Annotated in this window: 23 protein-coding genes; 10 read left to right on the top strand and 13 right to left on the bottom strand. The window is 71.9% G+C overall.

The genetic code is table 11. The annotated features are described in order from the left end of the window. Window positions 1-125: 125 nt before the first annotated feature. Both KV381_RS21205 and KV381_RS21200 read right to left on the bottom strand, forming a co-directional pair. Window positions 126-1,058 carry a class I SAM-dependent methyltransferase gene (locus tag KV381_RS21205; protein WP_218785996.1) on the bottom strand — a complete coding sequence of 311 codons (933 nt, stop codon included), beginning with the start codon at window positions 1,056-1,058 and terminating at the stop codon, window positions 126-128. A gap of 46 nt (window positions 1,059-1,104) precedes the next feature. Next, window positions 1,105-1,500, bottom strand: a complete 396-nt coding sequence (locus KV381_RS21200) for a hypothetical protein (protein WP_030087437.1) — start codon at window positions 1,498-1,500, stop codon at window positions 1,105-1,107. Between the two features lie 332 nt (window positions 1,501-1,832). Between KV381_RS21200 and KV381_RS21195 the strand changes: the two genes are divergently transcribed. The 3 genes from KV381_RS21195 to KV381_RS21185 all read left to right on the top strand — a co-directional run bounded on the left by KV381_RS21195 (window position 1,833) and on the right by KV381_RS21185 (window position 5,193). Then, window positions 1,833-2,702, top strand: coding sequence for a helix-turn-helix transcriptional regulator (locus KV381_RS21195; protein ID WP_030087436.1), 870 nt, complete (start codon window positions 1,833-1,835; stop codon window positions 2,700-2,702). Continuing rightward, window positions 2,677-3,483 (top strand): SAM-dependent methyltransferase, encoded by an 807-nt coding sequence (locus KV381_RS21190; protein WP_030628145.1) that lies wholly within the window; start codon window positions 2,677-2,679, stop codon window positions 3,481-3,483. Before KV381_RS21195 ends, KV381_RS21190 begins: the two co-directional genes overlap by 26 nt. A gap of 165 nt (window positions 3,484-3,648) precedes the next feature. Further along, entirely contained in the window at window positions 3,649-5,193 is a 1,545-nt protein-coding gene (locus tag KV381_RS21185) for a helix-turn-helix domain-containing protein (protein WP_218785995.1), read from the top strand. 18 nt (window positions 5,194-5,211) lie between these two features. Here the strand turns inward: KV381_RS21185 and KV381_RS21180 are convergent, their stop codons facing one another. From KV381_RS21180 to KV381_RS21170, 3 genes are read right to left on the bottom strand one after another with little or no spacing between them, the layout of a single operon-like run. Continuing rightward, complete coding sequence (locus tag KV381_RS21180; RefSeq protein ID WP_030087430.1) at window positions 5,212-5,541, bottom strand: hypothetical protein; 330 nt, start codon at window positions 5,539-5,541, stop codon at window positions 5,212-5,214. After that, window positions 5,522-6,526 (bottom strand): LysR family transcriptional regulator, encoded by a 1,005-nt coding sequence (locus tag KV381_RS21175; RefSeq protein ID WP_256995127.1) that lies wholly within the window; start codon window positions 6,524-6,526, stop codon window positions 5,522-5,524. Before KV381_RS21175 ends, KV381_RS21180 begins: the two co-directional genes overlap by 20 nt. Before the next feature lie 37 nt (window positions 6,527-6,563). Beyond that, window positions 6,564-7,337, bottom strand: a complete 774-nt coding sequence (locus tag KV381_RS21170; RefSeq protein WP_030628136.1) for an SDR family oxidoreductase — start codon at window positions 7,335-7,337, stop codon at window positions 6,564-6,566. A 223-nt stretch (window positions 7,338-7,560) separates the two neighbouring features. Between KV381_RS21170 and KV381_RS21165 the strand changes: the two genes are divergently transcribed. Both KV381_RS21165 and KV381_RS21160 read left to right on the top strand, forming a co-directional pair. Continuing rightward, on the top strand, window positions 7,561-8,355 hold the full coding sequence (locus KV381_RS21165; protein ID WP_193463763.1) for an SDR family oxidoreductase: 795 nt from the start codon (window positions 7,561-7,563) through the stop codon (window positions 8,353-8,355). Between the two features lie 79 nt (window positions 8,356-8,434). Next, window positions 8,435-10,447 (top strand): serine/threonine-protein kinase, encoded by a 2,013-nt coding sequence (locus KV381_RS21160; RefSeq protein WP_218785994.1) that lies wholly within the window; start codon window positions 8,435-8,437, stop codon window positions 10,445-10,447. A 42-nt stretch (window positions 10,448-10,489) separates the two neighbouring features. Here KV381_RS21160 and KV381_RS21155 read toward each other — a convergent pair whose 3' ends face one another. Next, entirely contained in the window at window positions 10,490-10,978 is a 489-nt protein-coding gene (locus KV381_RS21155; RefSeq protein WP_098026952.1) for a hypothetical protein, read from the bottom strand. Between the two features lie 61 nt (window positions 10,979-11,039). Beyond that, the gene (locus tag KV381_RS21150) at window positions 11,040-11,489 is read right to left on the bottom strand and encodes a VOC family protein (protein WP_098026955.1); all 450 of its coding nucleotides are present in this window, start codon (window positions 11,487-11,489) and stop codon (window positions 11,040-11,042) included. A gap of 86 nt (window positions 11,490-11,575) precedes the next feature. Here KV381_RS21150 and pip point away from each other — a divergent pair, with 86 nt between their 5' ends. Next, entirely contained in the window at window positions 11,576-12,550 is a 975-nt protein-coding gene (gene pip, locus KV381_RS21145; RefSeq protein ID WP_218785993.1) for a prolyl aminopeptidase, read from the top strand. A 75-nt stretch (window positions 12,551-12,625) separates the two neighbouring features. Here pip and KV381_RS21140 read toward each other — a convergent pair whose 3' ends face one another. Then, a complete protein-coding gene (locus KV381_RS21140) occupies window positions 12,626-13,615 on the bottom strand; it encodes an aldo/keto reductase (protein WP_030087415.1) in 990 nt (329 codons plus the stop codon). Between the two features lie 215 nt (window positions 13,616-13,830). Next, window positions 13,831-14,427, bottom strand: a complete 597-nt coding sequence (gene thpR, locus KV381_RS21135; protein WP_030628110.1) for an RNA 2',3'-cyclic phosphodiesterase — start codon at window positions 14,425-14,427, stop codon at window positions 13,831-13,833. 102 nt (window positions 14,428-14,529) lie between these two features. On the opposite strand from thpR, the gene KV381_RS21130 reads away from it, so the two are divergent. Beyond that, on the top strand, window positions 14,530-15,114 hold the full coding sequence (locus KV381_RS21130) for a Uma2 family endonuclease (RefSeq protein ID WP_030087411.1): 585 nt from the start codon (window positions 14,530-14,532) through the stop codon (window positions 15,112-15,114). A 64-nt stretch (window positions 15,115-15,178) separates the two neighbouring features. On the opposite strand, the gene KV381_RS21125 is transcribed toward KV381_RS21130, so the two are convergent. Beyond that, entirely contained in the window at window positions 15,179-16,513 is a 1,335-nt protein-coding gene (locus KV381_RS21125) for an MFS transporter (protein ID WP_030087409.1), read from the bottom strand. A 136-nt stretch (window positions 16,514-16,649) separates the two neighbouring features. Continuing rightward, window positions 16,650-17,090, bottom strand: a complete 441-nt coding sequence (locus tag KV381_RS21120) for a MarR family winged helix-turn-helix transcriptional regulator (protein ID WP_007452526.1) — start codon at window positions 17,088-17,090, stop codon at window positions 16,650-16,652. 134 nt (window positions 17,091-17,224) lie between these two features. Here KV381_RS21120 and KV381_RS21115 point away from each other — a divergent pair, with 134 nt between their 5' ends. After that, the gene (locus KV381_RS21115) at window positions 17,225-17,464 is read left to right on the top strand and encodes a hypothetical protein (RefSeq protein WP_030087407.1); all 240 of its coding nucleotides are present in this window, start codon (window positions 17,225-17,227) and stop codon (window positions 17,462-17,464) included. On the opposite strand, the gene KV381_RS21110 is transcribed toward KV381_RS21115, so the two are convergent. After that, window positions 17,457-18,911: an NCS2 family permease gene (locus KV381_RS21110; RefSeq protein WP_030087405.1), complete on the bottom strand. Its 1,455-nt coding sequence runs from the start codon at window positions 18,909-18,911 to the stop codon at window positions 17,457-17,459. The two genes, KV381_RS21115 and KV381_RS21110, sit on opposite strands and share 8 nt — an antisense overlap. Window positions 18,912-19,121: 210 nt before the next feature. Between KV381_RS21110 and KV381_RS21105 the strand changes: the two genes are divergently transcribed. Then, the gene (locus KV381_RS21105) at window positions 19,122-19,424 is read left to right on the top strand and encodes a hypothetical protein (protein ID WP_030087403.1); all 303 of its coding nucleotides are present in this window, start codon (window positions 19,122-19,124) and stop codon (window positions 19,422-19,424) included. Between the two features lie 158 nt (window positions 19,425-19,582). Continuing rightward, window positions 19,583-22,051, top strand: a complete 2,469-nt coding sequence (locus KV381_RS21100; protein WP_030087402.1) for an HAD-IC family P-type ATPase — start codon at window positions 19,583-19,585, stop codon at window positions 22,049-22,051. A 65-nt stretch (window positions 22,052-22,116) separates the two neighbouring features. Here the strand turns inward: KV381_RS21100 and KV381_RS21095 are convergent, their stop codons facing one another. After that, complete coding sequence (locus tag KV381_RS21095) at window positions 22,117-22,974, bottom strand: DUF5707 domain-containing protein (protein ID WP_098026441.1); 858 nt, start codon at window positions 22,972-22,974, stop codon at window positions 22,117-22,119. Window positions 22,975-23,024 lie beyond the last annotated feature (50 nt).

The following is a 23,024-nucleotide window of genomic DNA, read 5'->3' as shown; positions in this document are numbered from 1 at the left end:
GCGTCGCTGCGGAACCGATGGCGGCGCCCAGCAGTGCGGCGAGTCCTGAGTCCATGCCGGTCAGTCTGCCGTTCGGCGCGCCAACAGGCGTTGAGCGGGCGGGCCGTTGGTCGGCGCCCGTGCGATCAGTTTCGCTGCGAAACCGCCAGTTCGATCAGGTAGCGCTTGGTCACCCGGCCGTCGTAACGCCCGTCGATCAGGCCCGCCACGCAGGCCAGCAGCCCGTTCCTGGCCGCATCCGGCAGTGCTCGGTGGCCGGAGTAGGTCCGCAGCACGTCCAGGTACTCCGCCGTGGTGTACGTGAGGTCCCACGCGTAGCGGCGGAAGACCGTCTCGCCGAAGCGGCCGCTCCGGGCGACCTCCTCCGCATGGTCGGAGTTGTCGACGTCGTCCGCCTCGGGAGGCCGTGTGCCGGGCTGTGTCGCGGGGTCGAAGCGCTCGTAGCAGCGCTGGACCTCGACGAAGAACTCCTCGGTACCGCCCCTCACATGCTGGCCGCGCACCACGGCGAGCGCCCCGCCGGGTCGCAGCGCGTCGGCCGCCCTGGACACGCGTACCGCCGGATCGATCCAGTGGAACGCGGTCGCCGCGAGCACCACGTCGAACGGCTCCGCCGGCAGTGGCCAGTTCTCGAACTCCGCCGTCACCACCTCCGCCGACCCGACCCCGACCCCGGCCCCGCCCTCGGCCCCAACCTCCGCCTCCGCCTCCGCCTCCGCCAGATTGCGCCGTGCGACCGCTGCCATTCGCGGCCCCGCCTCGACGCCCGTGATCCGACAGCCCAGCGCGGCCAGAGGCACCGTGGCCTGGCCGGTCCCGCAGCCGATCTCCAGTACGCGACGGCCGGGGCGGGCCCCCGCGAGGTCCACGAGGTCGTCGTACAGCTCCGGCGGATACCCGGGCCTGGCCCGGTCGTACAGTTCCGCGTCCTCGTCGAAGGTGCGGCTCAGCAGCACCCGCCGGGTCTCCTCGGGTTGGTCGTCACGTCGTGCGTGCGCGTACGTGTTCGCCTGTGCCTGTGCGTGTTCCTGTGCGTGTGCGTCGGTGTCGGGCGGCATGGGAAGAGGCTAGGCGTTGCCCGGGCCATGTCGCCCCCTCGGCGGCTCAGTCCTCCTGGTCCCGGGCGGTGGACCGCACCAGGGACACGGGCTCCGTCTGCTGGTCGGAGGCGGAGACACGGGTGGTGTGGCGGGTCAGGCGCAGCCCCATGGCCGTGAGGACGTCCGTGTCGTAGAGCGCGCACAGCAGCGCGGCCGCCGCCGGGAGCGGCAGCGGGCCGGCCGGGACGAGGCCGAGCAGGGCCGCCGCGTCGGGGTCGTCGAGCACGGCCTGTCCGGCGTGGGCGAGCACCTTGCGGGGGTCGTCGACGATGAGTTCGTCGATCTGGATCCGCTGGGCGCGGACCCGCAGGTCGAGAGGGCGGGCCGGGGCCGGGGCGGGCCTCGGGGCGGTGACGACGGACCGGAGGTTCGGGCGGGTCGGGTGGGTCACGTGGTTCATGGGGTGGGCTCCAGAGAACGGTCCGCCGGAACGACGGTGCGTGGAACGGCAGTGCACGGAACGGCTGGGGCGGGAGGGGTGACGCAGCGGGCGGGCGGGGCGGTGGAGCGGGGCTCGGCAGGGGCGGGCAAGGTGGTGGAGCGGGGAAAAGACAAGATCAGCCCGGTCTTGCCGAGTTGGCGTACGGCGGGGTCGGACATGCTTACCTTGAGAGCGCCGTGCGAGTGTCGCAAGGTGCGCTGTGTGCACTGTGCGCAGACTGCGCGGAATGTCGGATAGATCGAGCCGGAACAGGGCCGGGCCACCGAGCCGGACGCAGGGAGGGGGAAGCCGTGGCGCGCGAGAGGTCGGGGCGGACGGCCCAGCACCTGGTCCTGGTGGCCCGTCTGCGGCGGCTGCGCGAGGGCGTCGGACTGTCCGTCCCGCAGGCCGCCACGCGGCTGGGCTGGCATCCGTCGACGCTGCGGCGGCTGGAGCAGGCGCAGACCTCCCTCGACGTGGGTCAGGTGTCCGCCCTCCTCGACGTCTACGGGGCGGGTGCGGCGGAGGCCGACGACATCATGGGCCGGCTCAACGCCGCGAACATGCCCGGCTGGTGGCATCCGTGGCGGGACGCGATGGCGCCCTGGCTGATGGACCTGATGAGCGTGGAGTCGGCGGCGAGCGTCGTACGCACCTGGCATCCGGCGCTGGTGCCGCTGCTGCTGCGGACCCCGGCGTACGCGATGGCCGTGGACGAGATCATGTCCCCCGACCGGGGCGCGGCCGAGCGCCGGCGGCGGGCGGACTTCCTGGCCGAGCGTCAGAAGCGGCTCCAGGAACAGCAGACCCGGCTCTGGGCGGTCCTGCCCGTCACCGCGCTGCGCTGCAGGGTCGGCGGCGACGAGGTGATGCGCGAGCAGCTCAGGACGCTCCGGCAGATCGCGGAGCGCGGGGATGTGACGGTGCAGCTGCACGACGAGTACGCACCGCCCCACCCGTTGACCGGCGTCCCGGCGCTGACCCTCTACCGGGTGGAGATCCGGGAGATCGCCGACCATGTGGTCCGGGAGGGCGGACTGCCCGGCACCGCGGAGGTGTGGGACAGCCCCCACCCCGTACAGACGTATCAGGGAATGCTGGACGTGTCGTGCGTGATGGCGATGCGGCCGGCCCGAACAGGAGAGGCGTTACAGGATGAGTACGACCGGAAATGGGCCTGAACTGCCCGCGCAGATCGACACGAGCGTCGCGCACTCCGCACGTGTCTGGAACTACTGGCTCGGTGGCAAGGACAACTTCCCGGCGGACCGGGCGGCTGGCGACGCCTACCGGGAGAAGTACCCGCTGATCGAGACGTTCGCGAAGGAGTCCCGGGACTTCCTGCGCCGGACCGTCAGCCACCTCGCCCGCGACGCCGGAATCCGGCAGTTCCTGGACGTCGGCGCGGGACTGCCGACCGCGAACAACACGCACGAGGTCGCCCAGCGGATAGCCCCGGAGTCCCGTGTCGTCTACGTCGACCACGACCCCCTGGTGCTGCTGCACGTCCACGCGCTGCTGACCAGCACCCCCGAGGGCGCGACCGCCTATGTCGAGGCGGACATGCGCGACACCGAGACCGTGCTCACCGGGGCGGCCAAGACCCTGGACCTGACGCAGCCCGTCGCCCTCGTGATCAGCGACGTGCTGGGCCACATCGTGGACTGGGACGACGCCCTGTCCCTGGTGCGGCGGCTGGTGGAGCGTCTGCCCTCCGGCAGCTACCTCTCGCTCAGCCACTCCACCGCGTCCGACGACGCGCACCGCGCCGTGCAGGACGAGTACAACGCGAGCGGCGCGATCCCGTACATCTTCCGCGAGCCGGAGACCACGATCGCGTTCTTCGACGGGCTGGAGATGGTGGAGCCGGGCATGGTGTCCTGGCCGAACTGGCGGCCCGACGCGAACACCGGCACCACCACGGCCCGGGCCGGGTGGGGCGCGGTCGCCCGCGTTCCGTAGTTCCGTAGTACGTATCCAACGGTCCCGGTCCCGGTCCGCAGTACGTATCCGGCGGTCCCGGTCCCGCTCCCGCTCCACCGGACACGCCCTCACCACGTCCGCACCCGCCGCGCCGCGCACGGGCCTTCCCCGTGCGCGGCGCGCACCGCCCGCAGAGGCTTGCGCATGAGCACCACAGGCACCACCGACCACGAGGCCGCCGGCCCGTGGGGCGCCCGGGACGGGCGGGAGGCGGCGGGCCGGCTGCTGCGGGCGGCGACCCGCTCCGGCGCGCATCTGGTCGCCGAGGCCGCGGCCCTGGTCCAGGGCTGGGCGGTCCTCGCCGACCCGATCGCCGGGGCCGTCTACAGCACGCCCGCCTCGGCCGCCGCCGACGGTGTGCACGCCGCCGCCGCCCCGCAGGAACACCCGTACTGCGTCCAGCTCCCGGCGGCCGGAGCGATCCTCGTCCTGGCCCCGGCGCCCACCACGCCCGCCGAACACACCGGCCATGTCGCCGCGACCACCGCGGCCCTCCTGGAGGTGCGCGGGCAGCGGGCGGCGGAGCTGCGGGGCGAGCAGATGCGGCTGCACACCACGCTCATCCGGCTGCTGCTGGCCGGCCACACCTCCGTCGTCACCGAGACCCTGGGCCGGAACACGACCACCGCCACCGAGACCCCGGGCCGCGACACCGCCACCACCGGCACCGGCACCGGGAGCCTGTGCGGGAACCGGCTCACCCATGTCACCGTCTACCGGCTCGCCGGCGCCGACATCCCCGCCGCCCACCAGGTCCTCTGGCGGGCCGTACGCCCCTCCCTCGACCCGTACGCCGACGCCTGCACCCTGCTGGGCCGGCTGGACGGCGAACTCGTCGTCGCCGAACTTCACCACGGCGGCGACGACGGAAGGGTCCTGCGCCTGGTCTCCCGGGTGAGCGAGCGGCACCGCCTGCTCGCGGGCATGGCCGGACCGCTGCCCCTGGCCGAGATGCCCACCGCCCACAGCGGAGCCGCCGCCGCCCGGCACAGTGCCACGCCCGACCGCCGGATCGTCCCCGCCGACGCCGTCGGCAGCTCCCGGCTCGCGCCCCTGCTGCCCACCGTCCCGTACGCCCGGTGGGCGCAATCCGTGCTGCGTCCGCTGGCCCCGGCCCACCGGCACCTGCTCCTGGTGTGGCTCCGCACCGGCAGCAAGCCCCGCGCCGCCGCCGCGCTCGGTCTGTCCGCCGGTACGGTACGGGCCCGGATACGCGAGCTCGCCCGGCTGCTCGGCGCGGACCTGGAGGACGCCACCGCGCAGGCGCATCTGCTGCTGGCCCTGCGCGCGCCCCGCCCGGACGACGGCGGCAACGCTGCCCTGCCGCCCGGGCCGCCCGGGCCGTCCGGTCCTGACCGGCTGGAGGCGCTGCCGGGCGGCCTCCTGGACACCGAGGCGGTCCGCTCCTGGGCGTACGGCCTGGTCGGCGGGCTGGAGCCGCATCTGCGGATCGCGCTCGCCTGCTGGCTGCGCCACCACGCCAGGACCGCCCCGGCGGCGGCCGAACTCCACGTCCACCGCACCACCCTGACCAGCTGGCTCGGCCGGTGCGCCGAGCACCTCGCACAGAACCTCGCCGACGCCACCGTGCGCGCCGAACTCCACCTCGCGCTCCGGGCCACCCGGAACGGGCCCGACGACCCGGCGGCCCTCCCCCGGCGCGGCGGCCGCACCTACCGCCGGCTGTGACCGCCGCCGGAAAACCGGCTAGGCCGGCGCCTGGCCCGTCTCGAAGCGGCTGACGCGGTCGCCGGAGACCGTGAAGACCCAGCGGGTCCGCATCGTGCCCCAGGTGTCGTTCGTGTAGTCGACGACGAGGGTGCGGCCGTCGTCGGAGGCCTCCACGACCTGCATCCGGCCGTTGGCCTTCGGGGAGAAGATCTCCTTCTCCGTCCAGGCCGCCAGGTCCCGTTCGCTGCCGTCGTCGGACATGGTGGCGTCCTCGGTGAGGACGTCGGCGAAGAAGGCGTCCTTGTCGCCCGCGTTCACCGTGGCGATGAACTTCTCCACCACCGGATCACTGATCGATGTGGTCATCGTGTGACTCCCTTCCTTCCTTCGTTTCTTCCTTCGTTTCTTCCTTCGCTTTTTCCTTGGTCTCTTCCTCGCCCCGAGTCTCTGTCGGCGCGTTCACCGCCGCATGTCGTTCGTCGCCGGTCCGGCTGAGGAAGAGATCCCGCCCCGGGCACGTCGTGTGCGCGGGCCACAGTGCGTGGACCGGGACATGGACGGGCGGGTCCAGGTCCACGACGTGGGCCGCGCCGCCCGCCGCCGGGCCCGGGGGCGTCGTGACGAAGGCGATGCGGCCGGTCGCGGTGACGGCCGTGATCGGCGGGGTGCCCTGGACCGGGTTGCGCCGGGTGTCCGGCTCCACGCCCGCCTGACGGCACAGGCCGATCAGGAGATCCGTGTACGCGGACGAGCCCGGCTCGCCCCACACCGTGAGCGGCTGGCCGCGCAGATCGGCCAGGGCCACCGCGGGGCGGGCGGCGAGCGGGTGACCGGCCGGGACGGCGATCCGCAGGCGGTGTTCGGCGATCCGGGCCCGGGTCAGGCCCGTGTCGGCGGGCATGGCCCGGCTCAGGCCCAGATCGCAGGCGCCCGTGAGGAGTTGTTCGCGCAGTTCGTCGGGGAAGAGCTGGCGGACGTGGGCCTGTATGCCCTGCTCCTCCGTACGGGCCCGGGTCAGCAGGTCCACGACCTCCTCGGCGGTGACCGCCGGGGTGTGGCCGATGCGCAGGTGCCCGGCCCGGCCGCGCCCGATCCGGCGGGCGCGGTCCAGAGCGGCGAGCGCCTGGGCGCTGAGGGTCCGGGCGTCGTCGATGAGTGCCTGCCCGGCCGGGGTCGGGGTGACGTGCTGGTGGCCCCGGTCCAGGAGCTGGACGCCGACATGCCGCTCCAGGGTGCGGATGGAGGTGCTCAGCGCCTGCTGGCTCAGGTGCAGCCGTTCGGCCGCCCGGGTGAACCCGCCCTCCTCGGCGACGGCGACGAGATGCTCCAGCTTGCGCAGATCCAGACTCACGCGGTCCTCCCGGACGCCGTCGGCCGTCGGTCGCCGGTCAGCGGACCGTGTAGCCGCCGTTGGCGAAGATCGTCTGGCCGGTGATCCAGCCGCCCTCGGTGACGAGGAACTTCACCAGCGGTGCGATGTCCTCGATCTCGGTCAGCCGGCCGCCCATGGCCTGCGACTTGTGGAACTCCACGCGCTCCGGCGTCTCCTGCGGGTAGAAGAACGGCGTGTCCATCGGTCCCGGGGCCACATTGTTCACGGCGATGCCGCGCGGGGCGAACTCCTTGGCCGCCGCCCGGGTGAAGTGTTCCAGCGGGGCCTTCGCGCCCGCGTAGGTGGCGTACCCGTCGGTGAACGCGGCGAGCAGCGAGGTGACCAGGCTGACGATGCGACCGCCGTCGTTGAGGCGGGTGCCGGCCTCCTGGAGGAAGAAGTACGCCGCCTTGGAGTTGATCGCGAACATGCGGTCGTACTCCTCCTCGGTCGTCTCGCCGATCGGCTTCCGCAGCACCATGCCGGTGGTGTTCACGGCGACGTCCACCCCGCCGAAGGCGTCCAGCGCCTGGTCGAAGAGGCTCCGCACGCCTTCGACGCGGGTCAGGTCCTCGCGGACGACGACGACCTGCGCGCCCGTGCCCCGTACGGCCTCCGCCGTCTTCTCGGCATCGGCGGCGGTGTTCTCGCTGTGGTAGTGGACGACGACGTTCGCCCCGGCCTCGCCGAGCGTGCGGCTGATCAGGCCCCCGAGGTTCTTCGCACCACCGGCGACCACGGCGGTCCTCCCGGCCAGCGGCTGCTGCGCCTGCGACTGCTGCTCACTCATGGCGGATCCTCTCCATCGGCCGCACTCCGGTATCCGGTATGCGGCGTTCGTCGTGGTTTCTGTGGTCCACGCTAGGAGCGCGCCCCCGCCACGGGGAAACACAAAGATCGCGTCGGGCCACCAGGGAGATGGGTCACCGCAGGTCAGCGCGGGCGCACAGGTGCCGCCCGCGTGACCGGAAAGGCCATTGACGTACGCCGTACGGGTCACGAAGGATCACCGCGTGACGACCACCGAGCAGCCTTCGCCCACCCCGGCCCGCCCCATCGCCCTGATCACCGGCGTCGGCCGCAGCATCGGCATCGGCGCGGGCATCGCGCGCCGGCTGGCGGCCTCCGGCTGGGACGTCGCCTTCACCTACTGGACGCCGTACGACCGCCGCATGGAGTGGGGCGCCGAGCCGGGGGCGGCCGCGTCCATCGCGAAGGATCTGGCGGAGGCCGGGGCCCGTACGGCGGCGGTCGAGGCGGACCTGTCCGACCCCGACGCGCCGACCCGCATCTTCGACGAGGCGGAGCAGCGCCTCGGCGGCCCGGTGACCGCGCTCGTCCTCTCGCACGCGGAGTCGGTGGACTCCGGGCTGCTGGACACCACCGTGGAGGCGTTCGACCGGCACTTCGCGGTGAACTCCCGGGCCAGCTGGCTGCTGATCCGCGAGTACGGGCTGCGCTTCCGCAGCGCGCCCGGCACCGCGACGGGCCGGATCGTCGCGCTCACCAGCGACCACACCGTGGGCAACCTCCCGTACGGCGCGAGCAAGGGCGCCCTGGACCGCATCACCCTGGCCGCCGCGCACGAGCTGGCCCACCTCGGGGTGACGGCGAACGTCGTCAACCCCGGTCCGGTGGACACCGGCTGGATGACCGACGACCTGCGCGAGGCCCTGGCCGCGGGCACCCCGCTCGGCCGCCTCGGCACCCCGCGGGACACCGCGCACCTGGTGGACTTCCTGTGCTCGCCCGAAGGGCAGTGGGTCAACGGCCAGTTGCTGAAGAGCAACGGCGGCGCGGCTTCGTAGGGCCCGACGCGACGGCGAACCTCCCCGCATCGAGGTTGCGTCTAACCTGGCGTAGTCCATGTAGCACACAGGGGGTCGCATGCACAGCGAAGACAGGTCCGGGAGAATCGGCGACGCCGTGCCCTCCCCCCGCACCGTGATCGACGGCCGCTACGAGCTGCTGGAACCGATCGGCAGCGGCGGGATGGGCGAGGTCTGGAAGGCCCACGATCTGCGGTTGCGCCGGTTCGTCGCGGTGAAGGGCCTGCTCGACCGGAACGCCATGACCGCGGCGACCCAGGCGGCGGCGCTGCAGCGGGCCCGGCGCGAGGCGGAGGCCATCGCGAAGATCGAGCACCAGAACGTGGTGACGGTCCACGACCAGGTCGAGACCGAGCAGCAGGTCTGGATCGTGATGAAGCTGCTCGAAGCGCCGTCCCTGGGCGATCTGCTGACCGCCCAGCACGTCCTCGCCGTGCCGAGGGCAGCAGACATCGGCCTGCAGATCCTCCAGGGCCTGCGGGCGGTCCACGCGGCCTCGGTCGTCCACCGCGACGTGAAGCCGGGCAACGTCCTCGTCCGCGACGACGGCCTCGCGATCCTGGTGGACTTCGGCATCGCCACCTTCGAGGGCGCGGACCGGGTGACCCGGACCGGCAGTGTCATCGGCACACCGCCGTACCTCGCGCCGGAGCTGTTCGCCCCCGCGTCCCCTGGCCCCACCCCGGCCTCCGACCTGTGGGCGCTGGGCGTCACGCTGTACGAGATGGTCGAGGGCCGGCCGCCCTTCGCCGGGCACGAGGTGTGGGAGGTCCAGGAGAACATCCGGCAGTCGCCGGACCCGGTCATCCGGTACGCCGGTCCGCTCGCCCCGGTCGTCCAGGGGCTGTTGATCCCGGACCCCCGGGAGCGGCTGGACGCGGCCACGGCGGAGGCGATGCTCCGCGAGGCGCTCGGCGATCCCGCCGCACCGCACGCGGGCCGGGCCGCGTCGGCGACGCATCCGCCGACCGCGCCGTCCACACCGAACCCCGCGACGCCGAACCCCGCGACGCCCCCGCCCGGTCCGGCCGTCCCGCCACCGCCGGTGGAGCCCGTGGCACCGGCTCCGACTCCCGCGCCTCCGGCGGCGAGCGGCCGGCGCGGCCGGCACCGGGGCTGGAAGGTGGCCGCCGCGGCGGTGTGCGTGGCGCTGCTGGCCGGTGCGGGCTGGCTGGTCTCGCAGGGCGACGGCGAGAAGGACGGCGGCGGGGGCGGCGACCGGGCCGGCTCGGTGCGGGGCCAGGGCGAGGGCGACGGCGCGGCGGGCAGCGGCTCCCAGGAGCGGTGGAAGGACACCCACCCCACCCTGAAGATCGGCGTCAAGGACGACCAGCCCGGGCTGAGCATCTTCGACAAGAAGTCGCGTACGTACAAGGGTTACGACATCGACCTGGCGTACGCGATCGCCGAGAGCATGGGCTACGGCAAGGGCGAGGTCGCCTTCACCACGGTCGCCACGGACTACCGGTCCACCGCGCTGAAGACCAAGCAGGTGGACCTGGTCATCGCCTCGTACAGCATCACCGACGACCGCAAGACGGCCGCGCCCGACGGCTACAGCGTCGACTTCGCGGGACCGTACTACGAGGCGAGCCGGGGCTTCCTGGTCCGCGAGAAGTCGGCCAAGTACACGATCAACGACTCCAGCGACCTGCGGGACCTGGGCGTCGAGGTGTGCACGGCGCGGGAGTCGACGTACGAGAAGGCGCTGCCGAAGCAGGGCTTCACCATGGCGAAGTCGCAGCCCAACACCTATCAGGACTGCCTGGACAAGCTGCTGGACCCGAAGTCCGACGTGTACGCGGTGGCCTCGGACGACATCATTCTCGCCGGGTACGTCGAGGCCAACCCGGGCAAGGTGCGGCGGCTGGAGAACATCCAGGGCGCGGAGGGCTACGGCGTGGCGATGCGGCCGAAGACCCCGGTGCTGAAGGGCGAGGTGTGCTCGGCGCTCCGGACGATCCTGGACAGCAGGGTCTGGGAGGACATGTACAAGGAGAACCTCTCCGGCCTGGTGGGCAACGAGAACCCGCCGGGCCTGCCGGACCTGACGGAGTGCGAGGGGTACTGAGACCCGGTCACCGCCTCCCGGCCCGGCGCGGTCCTGCCCGGCTCACCGCTCCGGGAACCGCTCCCCGCACCGGCTGCAGAAGACCGGTGCGGGGTCCTGCGAGAGGCGCCCGCACTCCGGGCAGACCCGGTCCAGCATGCAGGGGCCCTCACCGCCCTCGTACGCCCCGCTCGGCGGCTTGATCGCGAGGCCGGGGCGGCGGCGGTGGACGGTGAGATACACCAGCCCGTCCGGCCCGGCGGCGAGCGCACGCCGTGAGGTGCGGGGCAGCCAGAGCGCGGTGCTGGGCGCGAGGTCCAGGACCCGGCCGTCGCCCGCCCTGACGCTGCCCGCGCCCGCCAGGACGACGAGGAGCACGTCGAGCACGTCCTCCTGATGCTCCCCGACCTCGGCGTCCGGCGGCAGCCGCACCAGATTGGCGTCCAACTCCCGCCCCGGCTCGGCCAGCTGCCACAGCGCGCCGCGCTCGTCGGGGGCGGCGGAGGCGAGGAGCGTGTCGAGGACGGCGAGGATCCGGGGGTCGGCGTTCACGGCGTCCAGGCTACGCCTCGTCGGCGGGGCGGGCTCGCGGCGGCCGCCGGGTCCGGCGCGCTCAGTCCTGCGGGTCGGGCGCGCCGGCCGCCGCCACGCAGAACTCGTTGCCCTCCGGGTCGGCCATCACCACATGGTGCTCGTCGACCTCCGCCAGCACGGACCCGCCCGCCGCCACGAGCCGCGCGGCCTCCGCCCGGATCCGCTCCCACCGCTCGGCCGGGGTGCCGTGGCCGTCGATCCGCACATCGATGTGCAGCCGGTTCTTCGCGGTCTTCGGCTCGGGCACTTTGAGAATGGCGAGGTGCGGACCGACGCCTTGGGGGTCGCAGAGCCAGGCGCCGTCGTCCACCGTCTCGCCCTCCGGCAGGTCGAACTGGGCGAGCCACTCCTCCCGGGTCGCGAACGGCGGCGGCGGGGGCAGGTCCACATAGCCCAGGGCCGACTTCCAGAAGGCGCGGAGCAGTTGGGCGTCGGCACAGTCCAGGGTCAGATCGATACGTACGCGCATGGCCAGGACCGTACGGGACTGCTCCGACGACCGCATCCGCGTAACGTGGCCCACCGCCCGCCCGCCGCACCGAGGGGAACGACGCCGTGCACCGCGAACCGAACGACCTGTACCCGCCGATCGAACCGTACGACAGTGGCATGCTGGACGTCGGCGACGGCAACCTCGTGTACTGGGAGGTGTGCGGCGCCCCGGACGGCAAGCCGGCCCTGGTGGTGCACGGCGGCCCCGGCTCGGGCAGCACGCCCCGCTCCCGCCGGTACTTCGACCCGGACCGCTACCGGGTCGTCCTCTTCGACCAGCGGGGCTGCGGCCGCTCGACGCCGCACGCGAGCGACCCGGCGACCGACATGGCGCACAACACGACGGCCCACCTGATCGCCGACATGGAACGCCTGCGGGACCACCTGAACATCGACAACTGGCTGCTGTACGGCGGCTCCTGGGGCTCCACCCTGATCCTGGCGTACGCCGAGGAGCACCCGGAGCGGGTCACGGAGGTCGTGATCCCCTCGGTGACGACGACCCGCCGCAGCGAGATCGACTGGCTCTACCGGGGCGCGGGACAGCTCTTCCCCGAGGCCTGGGACGCCTTCCGCGCGGGCGTCCCCGAGGCGGGAGACCCGGCCGGCCTGGTCGCGGCGTACGCCCGCCGCATGGAGAGCGAGGACGCCGCCGTACGGGAGAAGGCGACGGCCGACTGGTGCGCCTGGGAGGACGCGGTCGTCTCGATGGAGGCGGCCGGGGGCCCGGCCCCGTACAGCGGGCGTCCGGGCCGCGACCAGCTGGCGCTCGTCCGGATCTGCTCCCACTACTTCGCGCACGGAGCCTGGCTGGAGGAGGGCCGCCTCATCGCCGAGGCCCACCGTCTGACCGGCATCCCCGGCGTCCTGATCCACGGCCGCTTCGACCTCGCCGGCCCCCTGATCACCGCCTGGGAGCTGAACCGCGCCTGGCCGGACGCCGAACTGACGGTCATCGACAACGCGGGCCACATGGGCGGCACGGAGACCCGGCGGGCGGTGCTGGAGGCGCTGGACGGCTTCGCGGCGAGGCGATGAGACAGCGGTGAGGCCCGCCCCCGACCGGTGCCGTTCTCCCGGGGGGGCGGGCCCACACGCGATGCGGTGCGGCTCCTACCAGGCGAAGGCCTCCGGCGACGGACCCGGCCCCGGGAAGATCTCGTCCAGTCCGGTGAGCACGGCCTCCGGCAGCTCCAGCTCCAGGGCGCGCAGCGCGCTGTCCAACTGGTCGGCGGTGCGCGGGCCGACGATCGGGCCGGTGATGCCGGGCCGGGTCAGCAGCCAGGCCAGGGCCGCCTCGCCGGGCTCCAGGCCGTGCTTGTCGAGCAGGTCCTCGTAAGCCTGGAGCTGCGCGCGGGTGGCGGGGTCGGCCAGGGCGTCGGCCGCGCGGCCGGAGGCGCGTCGGCCGCCCTCCGTCGTCTTCCTGATCACGCCGCCCAGCAGTCCGCCGTGCAGCGGCGACCAGGGGATGACCCCGAGGCCGTAGTCCTGCGCGGCCGGGATGACCTCCATCTCGGCGCGGCGCTCGACGAGGTTGTAGATGCACTGCTCGCTGACCAGGCCGAGCGAACCGCGCCGGGCGGCCTGCTCGTTGGCCTGGGCGATCTTGTAGCCGGAGAAGTTGGAGGAACCGGCGTAGAGGATCTTGCCCTGCTGGACCAGGACGTCGATCGCCTGCCAGATCTCGTCGAAGGGCGTGTTCCGGTCGACGTGGTGGAACTGGTACAGATCGATGTGGTCGGTCTGGAGGCGCTTGAGCGAGGCGTCGACCGCGCGCCGGATGTTCACGGCGGAGAGCTTGTCGTGGTTCGGCCAGGCCTCGCCGTCGGCGCCCATGTTCCCGTACATCTTGGTGGCCAGGACCACCTTGTCGCGCCGGCCGCCGCCCTGGGCGAACCAGGTGCCGAGGATCTCCTCGGTGCGCCCCTTGTTCTCGCCCCAGCCGTAGACGTTGGCCGTGTCGAAGAAGTTCAGGCCCGCGCCGAGCGCGGAGTCCATGATCGCGTGACTGTCCGACTCATTGGTCTGCGGGCCGAAGTTCATCGTCCCGAGGACGAGCCGGCTGACCTTGAGTCCCGTACGTCCGAGCTGTGTGTACTTCATGACGCCCAAGCCAACTCCTTCGAGTCCACTCCAGGCAAGCACGGGTCCCGGACGCGCCGGGCGGCCGGACCGGCGCGGAACGCCGGCCGACGGCCCGCCGGTCTCAGCCGCCGATGGCGGCCCCCACGGCGACGACGACGAATATCAGCACGAGCACGGCCGCCATGATGCGGTTTCTGGTCTTCGGGTCCACCCTTCGAGCGTAACCGCAGCGGTCACCCGCCCAGCGGCCAGGCTCGCACCGTCGCATAGCGCGGCCGCTCGCCCGGCACCCCGGACACCGGCAGCTCACTCCGTACGAGAGCGAGCTCCCCGGCCTCCCAGCGCTCCCCCTCGAACCCCGCCAGCGCCGCGGCGAAGGGCCGCAGGTCCGCCGCGCCCCGGCTCCGGGCCAGCGTGAGGTGCGGGGTGTAGCGGCGGTGCTCCTCCATCGGCAGCCCGGCCCGCCGGGCGGCGGCATCCGCGCGTTCGGCGAGCAGCCGCAGCGTGTCGAGCCCGCCCGCCGCCCCGGCCCAGAGCGCCCGCCCGCCGAAGTGCCCGGCGCCGTGCACCCGGAGCGGAAAGGGCTCGGTGCGACGCGCGGCCCGCTCCAGCCGCGCCTCCAGCTCCGGCGCGGCGTCCTCGGGCACCTCCCCGTAGAACGCCAGCGTGAAGTGCCAGCCCTCGGGGTCCGTCCAGCGCAGGTCCCGCGCGCCGGGCAGGGCGTGGAGCGGCGCGAGAGCCGTACGGAGTTCGGCGACCGCTCGGGCGGGCGGGAGGACGGCGGCGAAGAGGCGCTGGGCGGGCGGACGACCGGGATCGCGGCTGCTCATGGGCGCGAGTCTGGCAGGTCCGGGCGTGTCCGGGGCGCCGGGCCTATCGTTGTACTACGCGGCTGCCCGCACGCCCGTGCGGCAGCGGGGAGGAGCGGCACGATGACCGTCGTAGACACCGACAGGATCGACATGGCCGACACCAGCGACGAGCGCACTCTGGACATGATGTTCGAGTGGCTTGAGCCCGTCCCCGAGGGATTCAAGGTCGAGATCGTCGAGGGGACCGTCCACATGTCGCCGCAGCGGGACACGCACTGGGAGATCATCCGCCGGATCGTGCGTGCGCTGGAAGACAGGTTCGGGATGGACGTAGGTGCGCTCTCGGACGTACGCATCGACTTCGGCGAGGGCAACGGATTCGCCCCGGACGTAGTGAAGCTCTTCGACCAGGCCCGCAAGGACAGCCGTGGCCGCTGGCTGCCCGAGCACATCGAATTCGTGGGCGAGGTCATTTCCAAGGGCACGGCCGCAGCCGACTACGGGCCCAAGAAGGACGCCTACGCAACGGCCGGTGTACCCGTCTTTCTCATCGTCGACCCGTACACGGGCCGCTGTTTCCTTCACTCGGAGCCGAAGGACGGCGGCTACCACAAGAAGCTGGTCGTCGACTTCGGTCTAGACGTCGACTTGACCGACACCTCCTTGAACATGGTCCTGAAGACCGACGCCTTCCCCCGCGACTGACCCCGCGCCCCGGCATGCGAAAGGCGCCCTCCCCCGCTCCGGGGAAGGGCGCCTTTCGCATGGCTCACGCCGCCGTCGCCAACTGCTCGCGCGGGACGAAGCGGACGTGCGGGCGGCCCGGGCGGAGGTCGACCTTCAGACGGAGGCCGCCGACGCGGGCGAGGGCGAAGCCGACGGCCAGGGCGGCGATCACCGAGATCGCGCCGCCGGCCGCGAAGCCGACGCGGGCGCCGTACGTGTCGCTGATCCAGCCGACGATCGGGGCGCCCACCGGCGTACCCCCGGCGAAGACCATCATGTACAGGCTCATCACCCGGCCCCGCATCTCCGGGTCCGCGGCCATCTGGACGCTCGTGTTCGCGGTGATGTTCGTCGTCAGGCCGAGCATGCCGATCGGGACCAGGAGGATCGAGAACAGCCAGACCGACGGGGACAGCGAGGCGGCGATCTCCAGCAGCCCGAACGCCGTGCCCGCCGCCACCAGCATCCGCAGCCGTGTGGAGCGGCGGCGGGCCGAGAGCAGTGCGCCGGCCAGCGAACCGGCCGCCATCAGGATGTTGAAGAAGGAGTACATGCCCGCGCCGCCGTCGAAGATCTCGTCGGCGAAGGCGGTCAGCCAGATCGGGAAGTTGAAGCCGAACGTGCCGACGAAGCCGACCAGGACGATCGGCCAGATCAGCTCGGGGCGGCCGCGCACGTACGTCAGGCCCTCGCGGAGCTGGCCCTTGGCGCGGGGCACGGTCACCGAGGCGTGCAGCTCGTTTGTGCGCATCATCAGCAGGCCGATGAGCGGGGCCAGGAAGGAGAGGCCGTTGAGCAGGAACGCCCAGCCGCTGCCGACCGTGGTGATCAGGACGCCCGCGACGGCGGGGCCGATGAGCCGGGCGGACTGGAAGTTCGCCGAGTTCAGGCTGACCGCGTTGCGCAGCTGCGCGGGGCCGACCATCTCGGAGACGAACGACTGGCGGGCCGGGTTGTCGACGACGGTCACCATGCCGAGCAGGAAGGCGACCAGGTAGACGTGCCAGACCTCGACGACCCCGGTCAGGGTCAGGACGGCCAGCGCGATGCCGCACAGACCGAGCATGGCCTGGCTGACGAGCAGGATCTGCCGCTTCGGGAGGCGGTCGGCGATGACGCCGCCGTACAGGCCGAAGAGCAGCATCGGAAGGAACTGCAGGGCGGTGGTGATGCCTACGGCGGTGGCGGAACCCGTCAGGCTCAGCACGAGCCAGTCCTGCGTGATGCGGGACATCCAGGTACCGGTGTTGGAGATCACGGCGCCCGTGGCGAACAGGCGGTAGTTACGGATCTTCAGCGACGAGAAGGTCCCGCCGGTCTTGCTCTCGTGGGTGGAAGTCGGTGCGGGGGCGGAGTCTGCTCCGGATCCCGTACTCAAAAGGGTTCGCCTCCTCGGGCGTCTGCGGCGTTCGGTCCGACGAGGACGTGACGACGGGCGCTCCGGCGGTGATCCGGTCCGGCCGTATACAGGGATACGGCCCGGCGGGTGGATCACCGTCGGCGCGCCCGTGGGGTCACAGGTGGGCGAGCTTCTCCAACACGGGCGCGGCGGCCCGAAGCGTCTCCCACTCGTCCTCGTCCAGGCCCTCGGCGAGGTGGGACAGCCAGGCGTTCCGCTTGGTGCGGCTCTCCGCGAGCATGGCCTCGGCCTGCTCGGTCTGGCTGACCCTCTTCTGCCGACGGTCATCGGGGTGCGGTTCCAGCCTGACCAGCCCCTTCGCCTCCAGCAGCGCGACGATGCGGGTCATCGACGGCGGCTGGACGTGCTCCTTGCGGGCCAGCTCACCGGGGGTGGCGGATCCGCAGCGGGCCAGGGTGCCGAGCACCGACATCTCGGTGGGGCTCAGCGACTCGTCGACACGCTGGTGCTTCAGGCGACGGCCCAGCAGCATCACGGCGGAGCGGAGGGAGCTCACGGCGGCGGCACTGTCGCCGTCGTGGATCAGGTCAGGCATGTTTGTTAGCGTAACTCATTACCCACCCTAAATACCACTCGTTTACACCTCCCGTAAATTCCGATCACCCGAACGAGTGAGTTGGAAGCGGAAAGTGACGCAAAGAGCGCTCCGGGGCGGCGACCCTGCTGGACATGGGATCGACAGTGCTCAGCCTGCGGATAGACGGTGAGCTGCTCGACCGGCTCCGGCAGCACGCCGCGAAACGCGGAATGAGCGTCCAGGACTATGTGGTCCGGACGCTCATTCGCGACGACTTCGACGAACGCTTCAAGGTGGCCGTCGAGGAGACGGAGAAGTTCTACGGCGACTCCAGGGGAGGCGTCACGCCCCCCGTGGACGCCAGGAGGGGCGTGACGCCACCGATCACGTGAGGCCGAGCGCCGGCATCGCGTAGTAGAAGACGAAGACCGCCGACACGACGTACATCGCGATCGGCACCTCGCGGCCGCGGCCGGCCGCCAGGCGCAGCACGGAGAAGGCGACGAAGCCGATGCCGATGCCGTTGGTGATCGAGTACGTGAACGGCATCATCACCATGGCGAGGAACGCCGGGACCGCGAGCGTGTAGTCGCTCCAGTCGATGTCCCGCACCGAGCCCGCGATGATCAGGAAGCCGACCGCCAGCAGGGCGGGAGTGGCCGCCTGCGACGGGACCATGGTCGCCAGCGGTGTGAGGAACAGCGCCACCGAGAAGAGCAGACCGGTCACCACGCTCGCCAGTCCGGTGCGGGCGCCCTCGCCGACGCCCGCGGTGGACTCCACGAAGCACGTGGTGGCGGAGGAGGAGCTCGCACCGCCCGCGGCGACCGCGATGCCGTCCACGAACAGCACCTTGTTGATGCCGGGGAAGTTGCCGTCCTGGTCCATCAGCTTCGCCTCGTCGCCGACGCCCAGAATGGTGCCCATCGCGTCGAAGAAGCAGGACAGCAGCACGGTGAAGACGAACAGGACGCCGGTCAGATAGCCGACCTTCCCGAAGCCGCCGAACAGACTGACCTCGCCGAGCAGCCCGAAGTCCGGCGCGGAGACCGGGTTGCCCGGCCACGACGGCGTCGTCAGACCCCAGGCGCCCTCGGGCAGCCCGGCCACCGCGTCGATCACCACGGCGACGACCGTCATGGCGACGATCGAGATCAGGATCGCGCCGGGCACCTTGCGCACGATCAGCGCGAGGGTGAGCAGCGCGCCCAGCACGAAGACGAGAATCGGCCATCCGGTGAGGTGGCCGTCGCCGCCGAGCTGGAGCGGCACGGTGGTGTGCGCGGCGTCCGGGATGCGCGAGACGAAGCCCGAGTCGACGAGGCCGATCAGCAGGATGAAGAGGCCGATTCCGATCGCGATGCCCTTGCGGAGCGAGCGCGGCACGGCGTTCATCACGCGTTCCCGCAGCCCCGTGGCGACCAGCAGCATCACCACGATGCCCGCGAGGACGACCATGCCCATCGCGTCCGGCCAGCTCATCCGGGGAGCGAGCTGGAGCGCGACGACGGTGTTGACGCCGAGGCCGGCGGCGAGCGCGATCGGCACATTGCCGATGACGCCCATCAGCAGCGTGGAGAACGCGGCGGACAGCACGGTGGCGGTGACCAGCTGCCCGTTGTCGAGCTGGTGGCCGTACATGTCCTTCGCGCTGCCCAGGATGATCGGGTTGAGCACGATGATGTACGCCATCGCGAAGAACGTGGCGAAGCCGCCGCGGAACTCACGGGCGACGGTCGACCCCCGCTCGGAGATCCTGAAGAACCGGTCCAGGCTGCCCTGGGGCTGCGGAGCCGACGGGGGCGGGGAGTCGACCGGAGCGGTGGCCGAGGGGGGCATGGGTGACCTCAGTCGTACGTAGGGGAGGCGGAGCAAAGGACGAGAGGTGATCGAATTTGGATGTTCAGACGAACAATTCGAGCCAGCCCAAAGCAGATTCAGTATGAATACATCAAGCGAAGATCGCTATCTCCGCGCGTAGACCCTTGGGCCGAGCGGCCCGCAACCCGCCGATCGGGTGAGCGGCGCGGGGCCCCATACACTGAACCCATGGAGAAGTGGACACCGAAGCACGAGGCGCCCGAACCCCTGGAGGGCCCCGTCGTCGCCACCGTCGTCGGCGGCACGATCCTCTGGTTCGTCCTCTTCCTCGCCCAGCTCCCCTTCTACGGCTGGTTCGCCGACCGCGGCCACACCTGGTGGGTGTGGACCCCGCTGGCCGGCGCCGGGCTGGGCCTGATCGGCATCTGGTACGTCCGCGGGCGCGACGCCGCCCTCAAGCGCCACGCGGCCCGGGCCGCGGCCAAGGACGCCGCCGGGGCCGAGGCGGCGGGCGAAGCGCTCGACCGCTGAGCCGCCGGCCCGACCGGATCAGCCCGGCCCGGATCGCACGGGACCGGACCGCCCGACTCCGCTTCCGTACAACCACGGGACCGACTTGGTCCTCCCCTGGTCGGATCTTCGACCCCCTCGGTGGGTGTTCCGACGCGCACGCCCGTAACGTCGGACCCATGACGCAGCGGGCACTCGATTCCTCCGGGGAGCAGACCCCCGGACCCTCCCGGCCGGCCATGATCGACGCGGGGGCGGAACTCGATCCCGTGCACCCCGTCGAGCTACCGCCACCGGCCCATCGACCGGACGGTCTGAGCACCGCCGAGGTCGCCGAACGGGTCGCGCGCGGTGAGGTCAACGACGTACCCGTACGCTCCTCGCGCTCGGTCACCGAGATCGTCCGGGCCAATGTCTTCACCCGGTTCAACCTGATCATCGGCGTGCTCTGGGTGATCATGCTGTTCGTCGCGCCGATCCAGGACAGCCTCTTCGGCTTCGTGATCGTCGCCAACACCGGCATCGGCATCATCCAGGAGTGGCGGGCCAAGAAGACCCTGGACAGCCTCGCGGTGATCGGCGAGGCCAAGCCGACCGTGCGGCGCGACGGGGTCGCCGCCGAGATCTCCACCTCCGAGATCGTCCTCGGCGACCTGGTCGAACTGGGCCCCGGCGACAAGGTGGTCGTGGACGGCACGGTCGCCGAGGCCGACAGCCTGGAGATCGACGAGTCGCTGCTCACCGGCGAGGCCGACCCGGTGATCAAGCGGCCGGGCGACCCGGTGATGTCGGGCAGCTTCGTCGTCGCGGGCGGCGGCGCGTTCACCGCGACCAAGGTGGGCCGGGAGGCGTACGCCGCACAGCTCGCCGAGGAGGCCTCGCGCTTCACGCTGGTCCACTCGGAGCTGCGCAGCGGCATCAGCACGATCCTGAAGTACGTCACCTGGATGATGGTGCCGACGGCGATCGGGCTGATCATCAGCCAGCTGGTCGTGAAGGACAACAACTTCAAGGACTCGGTCGCCCGGACCGTCGGCGGCATCGTCCCGATGATCCCCGAGGGCCTGGTCCTGCTGACCTCCGTCGCCTTCGCCATCGGCGTCGTACGCCTGGGCCGCAAGCAGTGCCTGGTCCAGGAGCTGCCCGCGATCGAGGGGCTGGCCCGGGTCGACGTGGTCTGCCTGGACAAGACGGGCACGCTGACCGAGGGCGGCATGGACGTCACCGAGGTCCGGCCGCTGAACGGGAGCGACGAGGCGTACGTCCAGGAGGTGCTGCGGACGTTCGGCGCGTCGGACCCCCGTCCCAACGCCAGCCTCCAGGCCATCATCGACGCGTACCCGCAGGGCGACGGAGCCGCCTGGACGGTCACCGACGCGATGCCGTTCTCCTCCGCCCGCAAGTACAGCGGCGCGGCGTTCACCGAGGCCGACGGAACGGCCTCCGCCTGGCTGCTCGGCGCCCCCGACGTCCTGCTGCCCGAGGGCGACCCGACCCTCACCGAGATCGAGCACCTCAACGAGCAGGGCCTGCGGGTGCTGCTGCTGGCCCGCGCGCAGGGCGAGCTGAACGCGTCCGGCGCGGCCGCCGGAGCCGCCCCCACCGCCCTGGTCGTCCTGGAGCAGCGGCTGCGCCCCGACGCGGGCGACACGCTCGCCTACTTCGCCGACCAGAACGTGGCCACCAAGGTCATCTCCGGCGACAACGCGGTCTCGGTCGGCGCGGTCGCCGGGAAGCTGGGTCTCGCGGGCGCCGAGAACACCCTGGACGCCCGCCGGCTGCCCGCCGACCCGGACGCGATGGCCACGGCCATGGAGCAGAACGCGGTCTTCGGCCGGGTCACTCCGCAGCAGAAGCGGGACATGGTGGCCGCCCTCCAGTCGCGCGGCCACACGGTCGCGATGACCGGCGACGGCGTCAACGACGTGCTGGCCCTCAAGGACGCCGACATCGGCGTCTCGATGGGCTCGGGCTCGGAGGCGACGCGTGCGGTGGCGCAGATCGTGTTGCTGAACAACAGCTTCGCGACGCTGCCCTCGGTGGTCGCCGAGGGCCGCCGGGTGATCGGCAACATCACCCGGGTCGCCACCCTCTTCCTCACCAAGACGGTCTACTCGGTGCTGCTGGCGATCCTGGTGGTCTGCACCCAGGTGGAGTATCCGTTCCTGCCGAGGCATCTGACCCTGCTGTCCACGCTGACCATCGGCGTCCCGGCGTTCTTCCTGGCGCTCGCGCCCAACAAGGAGCGCGCCCAGCCCCACTTCGTACGCCGCGTGATGCGGTACGCGATTCCGTCGGGCGTCATCGCGGCGGCGTCCACCTTCGCGACGTACCTGGTGGCGCGGCACCACTACAGCGGCGAGGGCGCGCTGGAGGCCGAGACGAGCGCGGCGACGCTGACGCTGTTCCTGGTCTCGATGTGGGTCCTGGCGATCATCGCCCGCCCGTACACCTGGTGGCGCATCGGCCTGGTCGCGGCGATGGGGCTCGGCTTCCTGATCGTGCTCGTGGTGCCGTGGCTCCAGGACTTCTTCGCGCTGAAGCTGGTCGGCACGACGATGCCGTGGACGGCGGTCGGCATCGCGGTGGCGGCGGCCACGCTGCTGGAGTTCACCTGGCGCTGGGTGGGGCGGCGCTTCGGGGCGTAGGCCGCGGACAGGCGGAAGCCCCCGGGAGGACGGTGATCCTCCCGGGGGCTTCCGTGTGCCGGGTGCTACTTCACGTCGAGGTAGTCGCCCTTGGCCGAGACGGCCGGGGTGCTCGGCGTGCCGGCGAAGCTGTAACGCCAGTAGCCGTCGGCCGATGCCTTGACGGTGGTCTTCAGGGTGCCGGTGGAGCTGGTCTTGACGGTCTTGACCGTCGTGTAGCTCTTGGCGCCCTTCTTCTTGAACTGGAGCTTCACGGACTGCTTGCTGTAGCCCTTGTACGTGCCGGTGTCCCAGTTGGCGCGGGTCAGCTTGCCGGTGACCGTGATGGTCTTGCCCTTCTTCACGGGCTCCGGGGAGGCGTTCACGGTCAGCTTGGAGAAGCGCTGGACGCGGACCTTGGAGACCGCGTCACGCTCCACCTCCTGGCCGTCGTTGGCGCCGGCCGCGGCACCGACGCGCCACCAGGTCGCGTCCGAGTTGAGCATCAGACCCGGGGTGAGGGTGATGGTGCCCTTGCAGGTCGTGGTGGTCGCGCTGGACGCCTTGCACGAGATCGACTTCTCGTTCGGGCCGAAGCCGAAGCTGTCCTCGGCGTCGACGGACGAGCCGATCCAGATGAACGCGGCGGCGCCGGCGATGCCGGAGTCGTCGGTGGCCGTCACGGTGTAGGGCACCGTGACCTTCGACTTGGTGCCGACGACGATCGGCTTGCCGCCGTTGACGACCGCCGCGGTGATCTTGGCGTCGCCGTCCTTCGTGGCGGCGAACGCGCGCTTCGACTTCTCCCCGGCCGAGGGCTGGGTGGCGGTGAATCCGCGGTCCAGGCTCCACGAACGGCTGTCATCGGCCTGCGCGGCCGGTACGGCGAGAGCGGAAAGGGCCAGGGCGCCGGAAACGGCGGCCACAGTGGCACGAATACGCATGTGTCCCCAAGTGGAGAAGGGGGCCCGGGGGCGCGCTTGTGTCGTCAGCC

The sequence above is a fragment of the Streptomyces sp. WY228 genome (assembly GCF_019287315.1).
GTDB lineage: Bacteria > Actinomycetota > Actinomycetes > Streptomycetales > Streptomycetaceae > Streptomyces > Streptomyces caviscabies.
The sequence above is the reverse complement of the archived record's forward strand: the minus strand, read 5'-3'. Positions and strand labels throughout refer to the sequence as shown.